This is a genomic window from Denitratimonas organivorans, assembly GCF_037478135.1.
In the GTDB taxonomy this organism is placed as follows: domain Bacteria; phylum Pseudomonadota; class Gammaproteobacteria; order Xanthomonadales; family Xanthomonadaceae; genus Denitratimonas.
This window is the reverse complement of the sequence record NZ_JBBHDV010000003.1, coordinates 236,156-251,659: the sequence shown is the minus strand read 5'-3', so window position 1 is coordinate 251,659 and position 15,504 is coordinate 236,156. Positions and strand designations below refer to the sequence as shown.

At 65.4% G+C, this 15,504-nt stretch carries 13 protein-coding genes; 4 read left to right on the top strand and 9 right to left on the bottom strand.

Annotated features, from left to right (window positions below; translation table 11 throughout):
• Window positions 1–73: 73 nt before the first annotated feature.
• Both lspA and ileS read right to left on the bottom strand, forming a co-directional pair.
• Window positions 74–637, bottom strand: coding sequence for a signal peptidase II (gene lspA / locus WDB66_RS05075; RefSeq protein ID WP_339397444.1), 564 nt, complete (start codon window positions 635–637; stop codon window positions 74–76).
• Window positions 606–3,467, bottom strand: a complete 2,862-nt coding sequence (gene ileS / locus WDB66_RS05070; RefSeq protein ID WP_339397443.1) for an isoleucine--tRNA ligase — start codon at window positions 3,465–3,467, stop codon at window positions 606–608. Before ileS ends, lspA begins: the two co-directional genes overlap by 32 nt.
• 522 nt (window positions 3,468–3,989) lie before the next feature.
• On the opposite strand from ileS, the gene WDB66_RS05065 reads away from it, so the two are divergent.
• Complete coding sequence (locus tag WDB66_RS05065) at window positions 3,990–4,493, top strand: hypothetical protein (RefSeq protein WP_339397442.1); 504 nt, start codon at window positions 3,990–3,992, stop codon at window positions 4,491–4,493.
• Between the two features lie 183 nt (window positions 4,494–4,676).
• Here the strand turns inward: WDB66_RS05065 and WDB66_RS05060 are convergent, their stop codons facing one another.
• Window positions 4,677–5,657 carry a bifunctional riboflavin kinase/FAD synthetase gene (locus tag WDB66_RS05060; RefSeq protein WP_339397441.1) on the bottom strand — a complete coding sequence of 327 codons (981 nt, stop codon included), beginning with the start codon at window positions 5,655–5,657 and terminating at the stop codon, window positions 4,677–4,679.
• Window positions 5,658–5,720: 63 nt separating this feature from the next.
• Complete coding sequence (gene murJ / locus WDB66_RS05055; RefSeq protein WP_339397440.1) at window positions 5,721–7,286, bottom strand: murein biosynthesis integral membrane protein MurJ; 1,566 nt, start codon at window positions 7,284–7,286, stop codon at window positions 5,721–5,723.
• Window positions 7,287–7,378: 92 nt separating this feature from the next.
• Here murJ and rpsT point away from each other — a divergent pair, with 92 nt between their 5' ends.
• Complete coding sequence (gene rpsT, locus WDB66_RS05050) at window positions 7,379–7,648, top strand: 30S ribosomal protein S20 (RefSeq protein ID WP_339397438.1); 270 nt, start codon at window positions 7,379–7,381, stop codon at window positions 7,646–7,648.
• Between the two features lie 323 nt (window positions 7,649–7,971).
• Here the strand turns inward: rpsT and obgE are convergent, their stop codons facing one another.
• The 3 genes from obgE to rplU form a co-directional block, all read right to left on the bottom strand.
• Window positions 7,972–9,120 (bottom strand): GTPase ObgE, encoded by a 1,149-nt coding sequence (gene obgE, locus WDB66_RS05045; RefSeq protein ID WP_339397437.1) that lies wholly within the window; start codon window positions 9,118–9,120, stop codon window positions 7,972–7,974.
• A gap of 224 nt (window positions 9,121–9,344) precedes the next feature.
• A complete protein-coding gene (gene rpmA, locus WDB66_RS05040; RefSeq protein WP_339397436.1) occupies window positions 9,345–9,602 on the bottom strand; it encodes a 50S ribosomal protein L27 in 258 nt (85 codons plus the stop codon).
• Between the two features lie 23 nt (window positions 9,603–9,625).
• The gene (rplU, locus tag WDB66_RS05035; RefSeq protein ID WP_339397435.1) at window positions 9,626–9,934 is read right to left on the bottom strand and encodes a 50S ribosomal protein L21; all 309 of its coding nucleotides are present in this window, start codon (window positions 9,932–9,934) and stop codon (window positions 9,626–9,628) included.
• A 266-nt stretch (window positions 9,935–10,200) separates the two neighbouring features.
• On the opposite strand from rplU, the gene uvrA reads away from it, so the two are divergent.
• A complete protein-coding gene (uvrA, locus tag WDB66_RS05030; protein ID WP_339397434.1) occupies window positions 10,201–13,050 on the top strand; it encodes an excinuclease ABC subunit UvrA in 2,850 nt (949 codons plus the stop codon).
• Entirely contained in the window at window positions 13,047–13,460 is a 414-nt protein-coding gene (locus WDB66_RS05025) for an acyl-CoA thioesterase (protein ID WP_339397433.1), read from the top strand. Before uvrA ends, WDB66_RS05025 begins: the two co-directional genes overlap by 4 nt.
• 21 nt (window positions 13,461–13,481) lie before the next feature.
• Here the strand turns inward: WDB66_RS05025 and WDB66_RS05020 are convergent, their stop codons facing one another.
• Together WDB66_RS05020 and WDB66_RS05015 are read right to left on the bottom strand one after the other, a co-directional pair.
• Window positions 13,482–14,870, bottom strand: coding sequence for a class II 3-deoxy-7-phosphoheptulonate synthase (locus WDB66_RS05020; RefSeq protein WP_339397432.1), 1,389 nt, complete (start codon window positions 14,868–14,870; stop codon window positions 13,482–13,484).
• Between the two features lie 87 nt (window positions 14,871–14,957).
• Entirely contained in the window at window positions 14,958–15,455 is a 498-nt protein-coding gene (locus WDB66_RS05015; protein ID WP_339397431.1) for a disulfide bond formation protein B, read from the bottom strand.
• Window positions 15,456–15,504: the final 49 nt, after the last annotated feature.

The window sequence follows — 15,504 nt, the reverse complement described above, 5'->3', positions numbered from 1 at the left end:
TCGGGATTGGGAAGTGGTTGAAAAGCAGGCTATCGGAACCCGAAGCCACCTCGGACTGTACCGGAAGCCGGCTTTACGATTCCCGATTCCCGGCTCCCGACTCCCGTGCACCCAAAACTCCCGCCAGCGCAATGCCGATGGCACCGACCACGATGGCCGAATCGGCGATGTTGAACGCCGGCCAGTGGCGTGCGCCCAGGTAGAAGTCGATGAAGTCGATGACGTGGCCGTGGATCAGGCGGTCGATCAGGTTGCCGATCGCGCCGCCGATCACCAGCGCATAGGGTGCGGCCTGGCGCCAGTCGCCGCGCGGGATGCGGTACAGCCACCACGTCAGAAGGCCACTGATGCCGACCGCCAGCACGGCGAAGAACCAGCGCTGCCAGCCGGAAGCGTCGGACAGGAAACTGAAGGCCGCGCCGGGGTTGTAGACCAGGGTCCAGTTCAACAGACCATCTATCACCGGCACCGACTGGTGCAGCGCCAGATGGCGCAGCGCCAGCACCTTGGTCCAGGCATCCAGCGAAATCACCAGCCCGGAAAGCGCAAGCCACGGCAGTGCGTTCGGGCCACGCAAGGTAACCGGCGTGGCGCGGGTATCATGCTCAGAAATGGCGGCGGTCCTCGCCAGCGCCATCGACGTTGACGATGCAGCGCCCGCACAGTTCCGGATGGTCGGCGTGCTGGCCGACACTCGGGCTGTAGTGCCAGCAACGCACGCACTTGGCCGCATCAGTGGCCTGCGCCACGATCCAGGCATCCATGTCTTCGACCTTCACCGCATCGGCAGGTCGCGCGTCGGCCGGCAGCAGGTTCAGCTGCGAAGTGATGAAGAAGAAGCACAGCTCGCCCGACACCGCTTGCAGGCGTTGCAGCAGCGACGGCTCCAGATACAGCGCCACTTCGGCGGCCAGCGAAGCACCGATCGCACCGCTGGCGCGCATCGGTTCCAGCACCGAGGTGACCGCTTCGCGCAGTTCCAGCAACGCGTCGAAATCGGCCGCCGACAGCGCCGCATCGGCAGGCAACCTGCCGATGTCCTGCCGCGTGGTGGCCAGCAGCACGCTCTCCTCGCGCTCGCCCGGCAGATGCTGCCAGGCCTCTTCGGCGGTGAAGCTCAGGATCGGCGCGATCAGGCGCGTCAACGCATCGGCGATGCGGAACATCGCGCTCTGCGCACTGCGCCGGCCGCGCGAATTTTCCTGCATCGTGTAGAGCCGGTCCTTGGTCACGTCCAGATAGATCGAGCCCAGATCGACGGTGCAGAAGTTGTTCAGCGCCTGCACGATGGCGGGGAAGTCGTAGCGTTCGTAGGCCGCCATGATCGTGGCCTGCAGATCGGCCATGCGCTGCACCGCCCACTGGTCCAGCAACAGCAGCTCGGTGTTCGGCAGCAACTGGGTTTCAGGGTCGAATCCATGCAAATTGCCGAGCAGGAAGCGCAGCGTGTTGCGGATGCGGCGATAGGCATCGGCATTGCGCTTCAGGATCGTCTGCGACAGCGACATCTCGTTGCGGTAGTCGGTGCTGGCGATCCACAGGCGCAGGATGTCGGCACCCAGCGTCTTGAGGATTTCCTGCGGCTCGATGCCGTTGCCCAGCGATTTGGACATCTTGCGGCCATGCTCATCGACGGTGAAACCGTGCGTGAGCACCTGCCGGTAGGGGGCGGCGCGATCCATCGCGATGGCGGTCAGCAGCGAACTCTGGAACCAGCCGCGATGCTGGTCCGAACCTTCCAGATACAGATCGGCCGGCTTGCCCAGCCCACGCGCGGCGAGCACGCCTTCATGCGTGACGCCCGAATCGAACCAGACATCGAGGATGTCGGTGACCTTTTCGTAGTGTTCGGCTTCATCGCCCAGCCAGTCGGCCGGATCCAGCGCATACCAGGCATCGATGCCTTCGGCTTCCACCAGATCCGCGGCGCGCTGCATCAGCGCCACGGTGTCGGGGTGCGGCTCGCCAGTGATGCGATGCGCGAACAGGGCGATCGGCACACCCCAGGTCCGCTGCCGGCTGATGCACCAGTCAGGCCGGCCTTCCACCATCGAACGGATGCGCGCTTCGCCCCATTCCGGGAACCAGCCACCGGCCTTGCCGATATCGGCAATCGCCTGCATCGCATCACTGCGCAGCCCGGCCTTGTCCATCGAAATGAACCACTGCGGCGTGGCGCGGAACGCCACCGGCGTGCGGTGCCGCCAGCAGTGCGGATAGCTGTGCTGGATCTTCTCGAACGCCAGCAACTGGCCGTTGTCGCGCAGCAGGTCGACGACGGCATCGTTGGCCTTCCAGATGAACTGGCCTTCGAAGATCGGCGTGCCCGGCAGATAGACACCGTTGCCGCCGACAGGATTGATCTGCGCCGCGCTGTAGGCATCGAGCAGGCCGTATTTCTGGCCGACGACGAAGTCTTCCTGACCATGACCGGGCGCGGTGTGGACCGCGCCGGTGCCGTCCTCGGCCGAAACATGGTCGCCGACGATGATCGGCACCTGGCGCTCGTCGTAGAACGGGTGTTGCAGCGGCTGGTTTTCCAGTGCTGTGCCGGTGGTTCGCGCCACGACCTGCGGTGCCTCGATGCCGTAACGCGTGGCGGCGGCTTCGACCAGATCGGCGGCCAGTACCAACCACAGCGGACGCCCCTCACGCGTTGCGCCGCGCACCAGCGCGTACTCCAGTTCCGGCCCGAGCGAGACTGCCAGCGAGGCCGGCAGCGTCCACGGCGTCGTGGTCCAGATCGGCACCGCAACGATGGCATCGGCGGGAAGATCGGTCACGCCGAACTTCGCCACCAGCGCGGTCGGATCGACCGCGTCATAGGCCACATCCACCGCCGACGAGGTCTTGTCGGCATATTCGATCTCGGCCTCGGCCAGCGCCGAGCCGCAGTCAAAGCACCAGTGCACCGGCTTCACGCCGCGCGCCAGATGACCGTTCCCGACGATCTTCGCCAGCGCGCGCAGTTCGGCCGCCTCGAAGCTGCGATCCAGGGTGCGATACGGATTGTCCCAGTCGCCGATCACGCCCAGGCGCTTGAAGTCGGCGCGCTGCAGGTCGATCTGCGCGTTCGCGTATTCGCGGCATTTTTCGCGGAAGGCCACCGCATCCAGCTTGACGCCGACCTTGCCGTGCTTTTTCTCCACCGCCAGTTCGATCGGCAGACCGTGGCAGTCCCAGCCGGGCACATACGGCGCATCGAAGCCGGCCAGCGAGCGCGACTTGACGATGATGTCCTTCAGGATCTTGTTGACCGCATGGCCCAGATGGATCGCGCCGTTGGCATAGGGCGGGCCGTCATGCAGCACGAAGCGCGGCTTGCCGGCGCGTTCGCTGCGCAGGCGCGCGTGGACATCGAGCTTCTGCCACTTTTCCAGCGTCGCAGGCTCGCGCTTGGGCAGGTCGCCGCGCATCGGGAAATCGGTGGCGGGCAGATGGATGGTGGCTTTGTAGTCGCGACTCACGGGCAGGCCTGCTCAGAATGCGGGTGGAAAAATGGAAAGCGCCGCCGCATCCCGCACGGCGGCCGCCCTGCTCTGCCCGCCATGCGGACCACCACCGGCACCGGCGTTGCGCGCACTGCCCGCCGCACATGGGCGAACGCCCTGTGCTTCACAGGACCGTCGGAAACAGTGACCGGCAGGTCACGATGCAGGATGCCAGACAAGCAGTCCGGAATATTCGGATCGCGGGCTGAAGGCAACGCCAGATTATAGCCATGGCGGCCCTGTTCCCGTAGTGGTTGGCGGGCTTCGGCTGTCACTCCTGGTGTCCAGGCCGCCGGCCACCGTGCATCCTGATGCAACGCCGCCAGGTACGGAAGCGACAGCAACACGGCCAGCCGTGCGTCAGGCCGTGCCGCAGTTCACAGTTCGTGCCCGTGCAGCGGCGGTGCCGCGTGGCTATGATCGTGGACGGTGGCACGGCTTGCACAAGGAGCCGCTTCACTTCCTGCATCCCCCCTACAATTCAGGAATCCTGTGTCAATGAAACTCCAAACCTTCACCCTGCCACTCATCATGGCCGTGGTCTTGACTCTTCTGGTCCCGCTCACCGGCCACGCCGCCGAGAAGAAGTGGGAATTCGCGATCGATTCGGCCGCCGAGTTCGAAGCCCAGGCCGTAGAGATCCGCAAGGAAATGCAGGACGGGCGTTACTCGCACCTGGCCGAACGCGACCGCGCGGCGGTCGATTCCGACCTGAACCGGGTCACCCGCCTGCTGATCAAGCGTGACGAAAACAATTCCAAGCTCGCCAAGCGTGACGAGGTGGAACTGATGAACGCACAGGAACGCATCAACGCCATCCTGATCGACAACGACGCGGACCGCATCATCTGCAAGCTGGAAGCCAAGGTCGGCACCCGCATGAAGTCCAAGAACTGCCTGACCGTGCGGGAATGGGCGATGGTCCAGTCCGCCGCCGACCGCACCGCGCGCGACATGCGGCATGCTGGTGGCGGGCTACCGCAACTTGGGCATGACCAGTGACACGGATCCACAAGCCGTAACCAGATCAGCCCTGGCTACCGCATTTCACGGCACCTCCCGCACAGCGGTGAGGTGCCGTCACGCGGTGCAGGCCGTTGCCAGTGAGCGCGCGACCCAGCCTTGATCCACCGCAATGGCTTCGTACCCTGCTTGCAAGCGCCCGGCGCCCGAGCCCTGGACCGCTCAGGACGAAGACTGCTGGAGTGAGGCCACCGCTGCCGCACCCAGCACGCGGCGCGCGTCATCGGCATCACGGTGGATCTGCTCGACCATCGTTTCCAGATCATCGAACTTCAGTTCCTCGCGCAGCTTGGCGACGAACTCCACTTCGATGCGACGCCCGTAAAGATCGCCTTCGAAATCAAACAGGTGGGCTTCCAGCAACGGCTCGCGGCCGTTTACCGTGGGCCGCGTGCCAAGACTGGAAACACTCGGCCACGGTGCGTCACCTACACCATGCACGCGGGTGGCATAGATGCCGCTGAGCGCGGGCCGCTTGCCACCGAATCGCAGGTTGGCGGTCGGATAGCCCAGCTGTCGCCCGAGTTGCGCGCCGCGCACCACGCGCCCGGCGATCGCATAGGGCCGGCCCAGCAGGCGTGCGGCCATGTCCAGTTCGCCGTCGACCAGCGCCTGGCGGATGCAGGAACTGGATACACGCTCGCCCTCCAGCATCACATCCTCGATGCCGTGGGTGCTGAATCCGGCGCTGGCGCCAACTTCACGCAGCAATTCCGGATCGCCGGCACGCTTGTGGCCAAAGCGGAAATCGCGCCCGACCCAGACTTCCCGCGCCGCCAGCCGCTGAATCAGCACGCGCTGGATGAACATCTCCGGCGCCATCGCCGTCATCGCGGCGTTGAAGCGCAGCAGGCCGATGACATCGGCACCCAGCCCGACCAGCCCTTCGACCTTGCCGCGTGGCAGCACCAGACGCGGCGGCTTTTCCCCGCGTGCGAAGAACTCGCGCGGCAGCGGCTCGAAACTCAGCACCGCCAGCGGCAGTCCACGATTTTTTGCCGCCTCGGCTGCCGCCCGGATCAACGCCTGATGGCCCAGATGCAGACCATCGAAAGCACCGATGCAGACCACGCTGCCCTGCGGGCACAGCGCGGGGCCGTCGATATCGCGGAAAAGTCGGGGAGCGGAGCCGGAACCGGTCACGGGTGGTCGTCGTGGATAGAGGACGGAAAGGAACGCCGCAGTATAGCGCTCCCCGCACCGCGCCTACGCGGCATGGCGCAGTTCGCGCACCCGCCACCCCAGCGCCAGCAGCACCGCGCCATAGGTCAGCGCACCCACGCCGATCGTGCCCAGCAGCCAGAGCCAGCGCGCCAGGCCGGACAATGCGCGCCAGTCCCACGGCCCATGCCGCAGCGCCAGCAGCATCACCACCATCGCAGCCCCGGCCAGCGCGATGCGCAGCAACACCCTTCCCCAGCCCGGCGCCGGTTGCCAGACGCCGGCACGGCGCACATAACGCCACAGCAGCACCGCGTTGGCGATGCCGGCCAACGCCGTCGCAGCCGCGATGCCGGCGTGCGCACCCGGCACTTCGTACCACCAAAGTGGCGTGGTGATCACCACGATCAGGCTGATATTGAGCACCACGGTGATGATCGCCGCGCGCATCGGGGTCTTGGTGTCCTGGCGTGCGTAGAACGCCGGCGCCAGCACCTTGGTCAGCATGAAGGCCGGGATCGCCAGACTCATCGCCGACAGGCTCAGCGCAGTCATCGCGCTGGCTCGGGCGTCGAATTCGCCGCGCTGGTAGATCGTCGCGGTCAGCGGTTCGGCCAGTGCCAGCAGGCCCAGCGCCGCCGGCACCGCACCCAGCAGCACGGTGCGCAGGCCCCAGTCGAGCGACGCACTGAAACCGGCGGCGTCGGTATCGGCATGGCGGCGCGACAGGTGCGGCAGGATCACTGTGCCCAGCGCGACGCCGAACAGCCCCAGCGGCAGTTCCACCAGCCGATCCGAGTAGTACAGATAGGCGCGGCTGCCTTCCACCAGCAGCGACGCGAAGATCGTGCCCACGATCAGGTTCAACTGCGCCACCGACGAGGAAAACAGCGTCGGCAGCATCAGTGTGAACACCCGCCGCACGCCCGGATGCCGGAAATCCAGCCGCAGCCGCGGGAACAGGCCGACCCGCCGCAGCGCCGGCCACAGCACCAGCATCTGGATCACGCCAGCGGCCAGCACACCCCAGGCCAGCGCCATGATCGGCCGCTCCAGATGCGAGGCCAGCCACAGCATCGCCGTGATCACCGCCAGGTTGTGCAACACTGGTGTCAGCGCCGGCAACGCAAAACGCTGGAAGCTGTTCAGCACACCGCCGGCAAAGGCCGTCATCGAGACGAAGAACAGGTACGGGAACACGATCCGCAGCATGTCCCCGGTCAGCGCCAGCTTGCCCGGTTCGGCCGCGAAACCCGGCGCCATCAGCATCGCGATCCACGCCGCCGCCAGCATTCCCACGCCGGTCACCAGCAGCAGCACCGCGCACAGCGCACCGGCGACATGGTCCACGAACGAACGCAGCGCCTGCTCATCTCCTTTCTGGCGCAGTTCCGACAGCACCGGCACGAAAGCCGAGGCGAACGAGCCTTCGGCGAAGATGCGGCGCAAATAGTTCGGCACCTGGTACGCCACGGTGAACGCATCCACCAGATTGCCGGCACCAAACAGCCGGGCCTGGAGCACGTCGCGCGCAAACCCGGCCAGGCGCGAGAGCAGCGTCATCGCCCCGAACACCGCAGTGGAGCGGAACAGGCCGCTTTCGCGTGTCATCGCGCACCTGCCAATTGACTTGACATCAGCAAATATCCATAATTGGCGGTCTTTCCCCCGATTCTGCCACCCGAATTCCCAGGAGCACTCCCTTGGCCAACATCAAGTCCTCGAAGAAGCGCGCTCGCCAGGCCGTCGTTCGCAATGCGCGCAACGCCAGCCAGCGCTCGATGCTGCGCACATCCGTGAAGAAAGTCCTCAAGGCCATCCAGGCCAATGACGCCACCGGCGCGCAGGAAGCCTACAAGATCGCCGAGCCGATCCTCGACCGCTATTCCGCCCGCGGCCTGATCCACAAGAACAAGGCCGCTCGTCACAAGAGCCGCCTGACCGCGCGCATCCGCGCGATCGCCGCCGCCTGACCGGCGCGACGCAGCATCGGGAACCCTGACAGGGCCGGCTTTTGCCGGCCTTGTTTTTGCCTGAAGGAAAAGGCGATCCGCGGGCCGAACCGGGGCCAGCCACTGACATTCGAGCCGCAACGGGCTTAGACCGCCGGGAAATCGGCGAGCCGTGGTCATCCGGGAATCACTGGTCATCGGGAAATCACACCGCTCCGGATAGTTGCGCGCACCCGGCCGCCTGCGTTCCGATACCAGACCCGTCCAGTTCGGGCGGAAATCGCGCATCGGCACAGCGTGTCGTTTCAGATCGGACGCAGGATTGACGACAGTCCGGACGCGATTCAGCGCGCGTCGTCTTCATCCGGCCCGGATGCCTCGGGCCCGTCCTGTGCCGGCTGCTCCGCTTGCACCTCCGGCACCTGGGTCGGCGCCGCTTCGGCAACAGCCTGGACTTCGCGGGCTTCAGCCCGGATCGTGTCCAATGCTTCCATCAGACGCAGGCACACCGCACGTGTTCCCTCCTTGGCGATCGCCGAGATCGCGAACGCAGGCGCCTCCCACTCCAGCGCAGCCAGCACCGCTGCCACCCGCTCCTCGCGCTCGTCTTCGGGCAGCAGGTCGATCTTGTTGAGCAACAGCCAGCGCGGCTTTTCCAGCAGCGCCGGATCAAAACGCGCCAGTTCGCCTTCGATCGTGCGCACTTCGGCAACGATGGTTTCAACCGGGTCGCAGTCCATTTCGAACGGTGCCGCGTCCACCACATGCAACAGGATGCGGGTGCGCTGCACGTGTTTGAGGAAGGTCACGCCCAGCCCGGCGCCCTCGGCCGCGCCTTCGATCAGGCCCGGGATGTCGGCCACCACGAAGCTGCGGTCACGCTCGATGCTGACCACGCCCAGGCTCGGATACAGCGTCGTGAACGGGTAATCGGCCACGCGCGGCGTCGCGGCGGAAACCGCGCGGATGAAGGTGCTCTTGCCGGCATTGGGAAAGCCCAGCATGCCCACATCGGCCAATAATTTGAGTTCCAGCCGCAGCTCGCGCTCATCGCCCTCGGTACCGGGCGTTGCACGACGCGGCGCGCGGTTGGTGGAACTCTTGAAGTGCATATTCCCCAAGCCACCGCGGCCGCCCTGCGCGACCTTGAAGCGCTGACCATGACGCACCAGATCGACGATGACCTCCTCGGTTGCGAGGTTGGTCACCACGGTCCCGACCGGCACCCGGATTTCCAGATCCTGACCGCCCTTGCCGTACATCTGGCGGCCCATGCCGTCCTGGCCGCGCTCGGCACGGAAACGGCGCTCGTGGCGGAAGTCGACCAGGGTGTTGAGGTTCTCGTCGGCCACCAGCCAGACGCTGCCGCCGTTGCCGCCATCACCACCATCCGGGCCGCCCTTCGGGATGAATTTCTCGCGCCGGAAGCTGACGCAGCCGTTGCCGCCGTTGCCGGCCTTTACCAGGATGTCTGCTTCGTCTACGAGTTTCATGGGGGCGGGGAATCGGAAATGGGAAATCGGGATTGGGACAAGCGTAGCGTGACGGCAGTGGAAACGGCACGGGACGGGGAAGCAGGGATCACAGCGTTCTTCGGGCACACCTTCTGCTTCGACCCGCCTCCCCTACCGTGAGTGGGAAGCAAATCCACGATTCCCGTCCCGCAAAAAACAAAACCCCGCCGAAGCGGGGCCTTGTGATGCGATCAGGCGATGGATCAGGCCGAAACCACACTGACCGTGCGACGGCTGTTCGGGCCCTTGGTCGAGAATTCGACCGTGCCATCGACCAGCGCGAACAGCGTGTGATCGCGGCCCAGGCCCACGCCCGGACCCGGATGGAACTGGGTGCCGCGCTGACGCACGATGATGTTGCCGGCCTCGATGGCCTGGCCACCGTAGATCTTCACGCCCAGATACTTGGGATTGGAATCGCGACCATTGCGGGTACTGCCGCCTGCCTTTTTATGTGCCATGACTGATGTCTCCTGCTACGTGATCAGCCGGCGATGCCGGTGATCTGGATTTCGGTGTAGTGCTGACGGTGGCCCATCTGCTTGCGATGGTGCTTGCGGCGGCGGAACTTGATGATGCGGATCTTGTCCGCGCGGCCGTGCGCCTTGACCGTGGCACTGACCTTCACGCCGGACAGATCGCCAACGCGCACATCCTCGCCGGTGCCCACGAGCAGCACCTGGTCGAAATCGACCGTGGCGCCGACTTCGGCGTCCAGCTTTTCGACCCGCAGCGTCTCACCTTCCATCACGCGATACTGCTTGCCACCAGTCACGATGACTGCATACGACATATCGATACCTCTGTAGTTATTCTGGGATATGCCCACCCGGCCAGCCGCAGGACCACACAGCACCGGATGGCGTCATCCCGGCACCGGACAGCCGGAAGATCGGCCACTGGCACGGGAAGACCGCCAATTTTCGCGCAAACGATGGGCCGCGTCAAACATCCCGGCAGCAACAGATGGTGCCGGCAAGCCCGTTTCCCTGCCCGGCCCTGAACGGATGCGCGCCGGCGCACTGCTAAAATCGCCGGTCGGCTTCAACAGGCTCCTGCATGGACACCATCCGCCTTCGCGGCGCGCGCACGCACAACCTCAAGAACATCGATCTGGAACTGCCGCGCGACCGGCTGATCGTGATCACCGGCCTGTCCGGCTCGGGCAAGTCCTCGCTGGCGTTCGACACGATCTACGCCGAAGGCCAGCGGCGCTATGTCGAATCGCTGTCCTCGTACGCGCGCCAGTTCCTCTCGGTGATGGAAAAGCCGGATCTGGACCATATCGAGGGGCTGTCGCCGGCGATCTCGATCGAGCAGAAATCCACCTCGCACAACCCGCGCTCCACGGTCGGCACGATCACCGAGGTCTACGACTATCTGCGGTTGCTGTACGCGCGGGTCGGCACGCCGCGCTGTCCGGAACATGATTTTGCGCTCGAAGCACAGACCGTCAGCCAGATGGTCGATGCGACCCTGGCACTGGATCCCGAGCGACGCTGGATGCTGCTGGCGTCGGTGATCCGAGAGCGCAAGGGCGAACACGTGCAGGTGTTCGAGCAACTGCGTGCGCAGGGGCTGGTGCGTGCGCGCGTTGATGGCGACGTGATCGAGCTGGACGATCCGCCCAAGCTGGCGCTGCGCGTCAAGCACACGATCGAAGCGGTGATCGACCGCTTCCGCCCGCGCGAGGACATCAAGCAGCGCCTGGCCGAATCCTTCGAGACGGCATTGCGCCTGGGCGATGGCCTGGCGCGCGTGGTCGACATGGACGATCCGCAGGCGCCGGAGCATCTGTTCTCCTCGCGCTATTCCTGCCCGGTCTGCGATTACGCGCTGCCGGAACTGGAACCGCGGTTGTTCTCGTTCAATGCGCCGATGGGTGCCTGCCCGAGCTGCGATGGTCTGGGCGTGAGCCAGTATTTCGATCCGGACCGGGTCGTCACGCATCCCGAACTGAGCCTGGCGGCCGGTGCGATCCGCGGCTGGGACCGGCGCAGTCACTACTACTTCCAGCTGATCGCCTCGCTTGCGCGGCACTACGACTTCGATATCGATACGCCGTGGCAGGAGCTGTCCAAAACAGCGCGCGAAGCGGTGCTGCACGGCAGCGGCAAGGATGCCATCGCGTTCACCCACATCACCGAGGCCGGCGGCCGCAGCCAGCGCAAGCATCGCTTCGAAGGCATCCTTCCGAACTTGGAGCGGCGCTATCGCGAAACCGAATCCTCGCAGGTGCGCGAGGAGCTTTCGCGCTTCATCAGCAACCGTCCCTGCCCGGAGTGCGAAGGCCAGCGCCTGAACCGCGCTGCACGCCATGTCTGGGTCGGCGACAGCACGCTACCGGCGCTGACCGCATTGCCAATCGACGCGGCCGACCGCTGGTTCGGCACGCTTGAACTGGACGGTTGGCGCGGCGAGATCGCGCAGCGCATCGTCAAGGAAATCCGCGAACGGCTGCGCTTCCTGGTCGATGTCGGGCTGGATTACCTGACCTTGGACCGCCAGGCCGACTCGCTCTCCGGCGGCGAAGCCCAGCGCATCCGGCTGGCCAGCCAGATCGGCGCGGGGCTGGTCGGCGTGATGTATGTGCTCGACGAGCCTTCCATCGGCCTGCATCAGCGCGACAACGAACGCCTGCTCGGCACGCTGACGCGGCTGCGCGATCTGGGCAATACCGTGATCGTGGTGGAACACGACGAAGACGCGATCCGGCTGGCCGACCACATCGTGGACATCGGCCCGGGTGCCGGCGTGCACGGTGGCGAGGTCGTGGCGCAGGGCCGGCTGGCCGACATCATCGCCAGCGAACGTTCGATCACCGGCCAGTTCTTTTCCGGCAAGCGTGGCATCGCGCTGCCACCCGAACGCAAGACGCCGCAGCCGGACCAGTGGCTGCACCTGCGCGGTGCGCACGGCAACAATCTGAAGGACGTGGATCTGGCGATTCCCGCCGGCCTGTTCACCTGCGTCACCGGTGTTTCCGGCTCGGGCAAGTCGACCCTGATCAACAGCACGCTGCACCCGATCGCCGCAGCCCAGCTCAATGGCGCCTCGACCCAGCCTTCACCCTATCGCGCGGTCGAGGGCATGGAACTGTTCGACAAGGTGGTCGACATCAACCAGGCGCCGATCGGCCGCACTCCGCGCAGCAACCCTGCCACCTATACCGGCCTGTTCACGCCGCTGCGCGAGCTGTTCGCGCAAATGCCCGAGGCGCGCGCGCGCGGCTACACGCCGGGGCGCTTCAGCTTCAACGTCAAGGGCGGGCGCTGCGAAGCCTGTCAGGGCGATGGCCTGATCAAGGTCGAGATGCACTTCCTGCCTGATGTCTACGTGCCCTGCGATGTCTGCGGCGGCAAGCGCTACAACCGCGAGACGCTGGACATCACCTACAAGGGCCACACCATCCACGATGTGCTGGATATGACGGTGGAGGATGCCTTCACGCTGTTCCAGCCGGTGCCGTCGATCGCCCGCAAGCTGGAAACACTGATACAGGTGGGCCTGTCCTACATCAAGCTCGGGCAGCCGGCGACCACACTTTCCGGCGGCGAAGCGCAGCGCGTGAAACTGTCCAAGGAGCTGTCGCGGCGCGACACCGGGCGCACACTCTACATCCTGGACGAGCCCACCACGGGCCTGCATTTCCACGACATCGAACAACTGCTCGCGGTCCTGCACCGCCTGCGCGATGACGGCAACACCGTGATCGTCATCGAACACAATCTGGACGTCATCAAGACCGCCGACTGGATCGTTGATCTTGGTCCGGAAGGCGGCCATCGCGGCGGCACCATCCTGGTCGCCGGCACCCCGGAAACCGTCGCCGCCACACCCGATTCGCACACCGGCCGCTTCCTCATGCCGCTGCTGCAACCCGCCGAACAAAAACGGAAAACCGCATGAGCCACACCACTTCACCGCCGTCCGCCTTCCAGTACCGCATCCCGGTGCGCTGGGGCGATCTGGACGCCTTCAATCACGTCAACAACGCCAACTACCTGCGCTATCTGGAAGAAGCCCGGGTGCAGTGGCTGCACACCCTGGCCGATGACTGGGGCGAAGTGACCGCAGCGCCGGTGATGGCTGCGGTGCAATTGAACTACCGCATGCCGATCAGCTGGCCGGGCGACGTCATCGTCACCCAATCTATCGCGCGCGTCGGCAGCACCAGCCTGACCATCGCCAACCGCATCGAATCGGCCGACGGCAGCGTGCTGCATGCCGATGGCGAAGTCGTGCTGGTCTGGATTGATCGTGCCAGCGGTCAGCCGGTACCGCTGCCCGATGTACTGCGCGCGGCGGGCAAGCAATAGCGCAGCCAACCGGCCGCGTGATTACAACGCCGCCGGCAGCACGCCGCGTTTGCGCACGATCAGCATCGCCAGTTCCAGCGATTGCTCGTAGTTCAGCCGCGGATCGACGGTGGAGCGGTAGGCGCGGGCCAGATCGGTTTCGGTCAGATCACGGGCGCCGCCAAGACATTCGGTGACGTTCTCGCCGGTCAGTTCCAGATGCACGCCGCCCAGGCGGGTGCCGGCGGCGGCGTGCAGGTCGAAGCCCAGCTCCAGCTCGCCCAGGATGTTCTCGAAACGCCGCGTCTTGACCCCGGCGTTGGTGCTTTCGGTGTTGCCATGCATCGGATCGGCCACCCACAGCACACGCCGGCCTTCACGTTTGACCACTTCCAGCAGCGGCGGCAGGCCCTTTTCGATATTGGCGCGGCCCATGCGATGGATCAGCGTCAGACGGCCGGGTTCATTGTCGGGGTCGAGGCGGTCGATCAGTTCGATCAGCTGGTCGGGCGTGACCGACGGCCCCACCTTGACCGCGATCGGGTTGCGCAGGCCGCGCATGTACTCGACATGCGCCCCATCGATTGCTGCGGTGCGCAAACCGATCCACGGGAAATGCGTGGACAGGTTGAACCAGCCCCACTGACGCGGCACCTGCCGGGTCAGGCATTCCTCGTAGGGCAGCAGCAGGGCCTCGTGCGAGGTGAAGAAATCGACCCGGTTGAGGTTGTGGATCGAGGTTCCCGAAAGCGTTTCCATGAAACGCACGCCGTCACCAATCGCGCTGATCATGTACTGGTAATCAGCTGCGCGCGGCGAATGCCGCATCCAGTCCAGATCCCAGTATTCGGGGTGATGCAGGTCGGCAAAGCCGCCTTCGATCAGCGCACGGACGAAGTTCATCGTCAGTGCCGAACGCGCGTGACCCTTGATCATGCGGCGCGGGTCGGGCTCGCGCGCTTCGGCCGTGAAAGACGGCGCGTTGACCAGATCACCGCGATAGCATGGCAATGTGACGCCATCGCGGGTTTCGGTATCGGCCGACCGCGGCTTGGCGTACTGCCCGGCGAAACGGCCCACGCGTACCACCGGCAGGCGCAGGCCGTGCACCAGCACCACGCTCATCTGCAGCAGCACCTTGAGCCGGTTGGAGATCAGCCCGGATTCGCAATCGGCGAAGCTCTCGGCACAATCGCCGCCCTGCAGCAGAAAGCGCTTGCCTTCCTGCGCTTCGGCCAGCTGCCGCTTGAGTTCGAAGATTTCCCACGAGGTGACCAGCGGCGGCAACGTCGCCAGTTCCGCCTTGGCTGCTTCAAGCGCCGCCTGGTCGCGATAACCGGGCTGCTGCAGTGCCGTACGTGATTGCCAGGACGTCGGAGACCAGTCGTCGGGCTGGCGAACGGGTTCAGGGCGGAATTCTGGAGCACTCATGCGGACGGCCGAAAATGATGCGGTGCACGATAATGCCACAGCACGCTGGCGGCTGCGCGTCTTCCCGTGTTCCCCTGCCCGCCCGGATCAGCGCCGGCGAAACCCGGCCCAGAGTGCGCCCGCGCCCAGCAACACATAGCAGATCAGCGTCCACGCCGGCATCGACAGGCCAACAAAGCTCCAGTCCACATTGGCGCATTCACCCGAACCGGTGAACACCATCGACAAGGTCTTGCTCAACGGAAACGCCTCCATCATGTACTCCAGCCCCGGGCCGCAGGCCGGCACATCGCCCGGCGGCAGACTCTGCAGCCAGACGTGGCGCCCGGCGATCCCGACCCCGACCATCGACACCAGAAACACCAGCACCCCATACACCTTGCGCCCCCAGCCCCTCGGTCCATGCAAGGCGCCAAGCAGAAACACCGCGCCCATCACCATGAACACCACACGCTGGAAGATGCACAGCGGACACGGGTCCAGGAACATCCGGTACTGCGCATACAACGCATAGCCCAGCAAGCCGGCACAGACCAGCACACCAGCAAGAAACTGCACACGGAACGACCAGGACAACGGATTCATCGGCACACTCGGAATTGAAGAAGGAAACGACCGCTGTTTGGACCCTGGC

What these genes read in the sequence shown, in the direction of transcription:
- lspA (WP_339397444.1), bottom strand. Translation starts at nt 637, where the DNA reads ATGGCGCTGGCGAGGACCGCCGCCATTTCTGAGCATGATACCCGCGCC.
- WDB66_RS05065 (WP_339397442.1), top strand. Translation starts at nt 3,990, where the DNA reads ATGAAACTCCAAACCTTCACCCTGCCACTCATCATGGCCGTGGTCTTG.
- murJ (WP_339397440.1), bottom strand. Translation starts at nt 7,286, where the DNA reads ATGACACGCGAAAGCGGCCTGTTCCGCTCCACTGCGGTGTTCGGGGCG.
- obgE (WP_339397437.1), bottom strand. Translation starts at nt 9,120, where the DNA reads ATGAAACTCGTAGACGAAGCAGACATCCTGGTAAAGGCCGGCAACGGC.
- rpmA (WP_339397436.1), bottom strand. Translation starts at nt 9,602, where the DNA reads ATGGCACATAAAAAGGCAGGCGGCAGTACCCGCAATGGTCGCGATTCC.
- rplU (WP_339397435.1), bottom strand. Translation starts at nt 9,934, where the DNA reads ATGTCGTATGCAGTCATCGTGACTGGTGGCAAGCAGTATCGCGTGATG.
- uvrA (WP_339397434.1), top strand. Translation starts at nt 10,201, where the DNA reads ATGGACACCATCCGCCTTCGCGGCGCGCGCACGCACAACCTCAAGAAC.
- WDB66_RS05025 (WP_339397433.1), top strand. Translation starts at nt 13,047, where the DNA reads ATGAGCCACACCACTTCACCGCCGTCCGCCTTCCAGTACCGCATCCCG.
- WDB66_RS05020 (WP_339397432.1), bottom strand. Translation starts at nt 14,870, where the DNA reads ATGAGTGCTCCAGAATTCCGCCCTGAACCCGTTCGCCAGCCCGACGAC.
- WDB66_RS05015 (WP_339397431.1), bottom strand. Translation starts at nt 15,455, where the DNA reads ATGAATCCGTTGTCCTGGTCGTTCCGTGTGCAGTTTCTTGCTGGTGTG.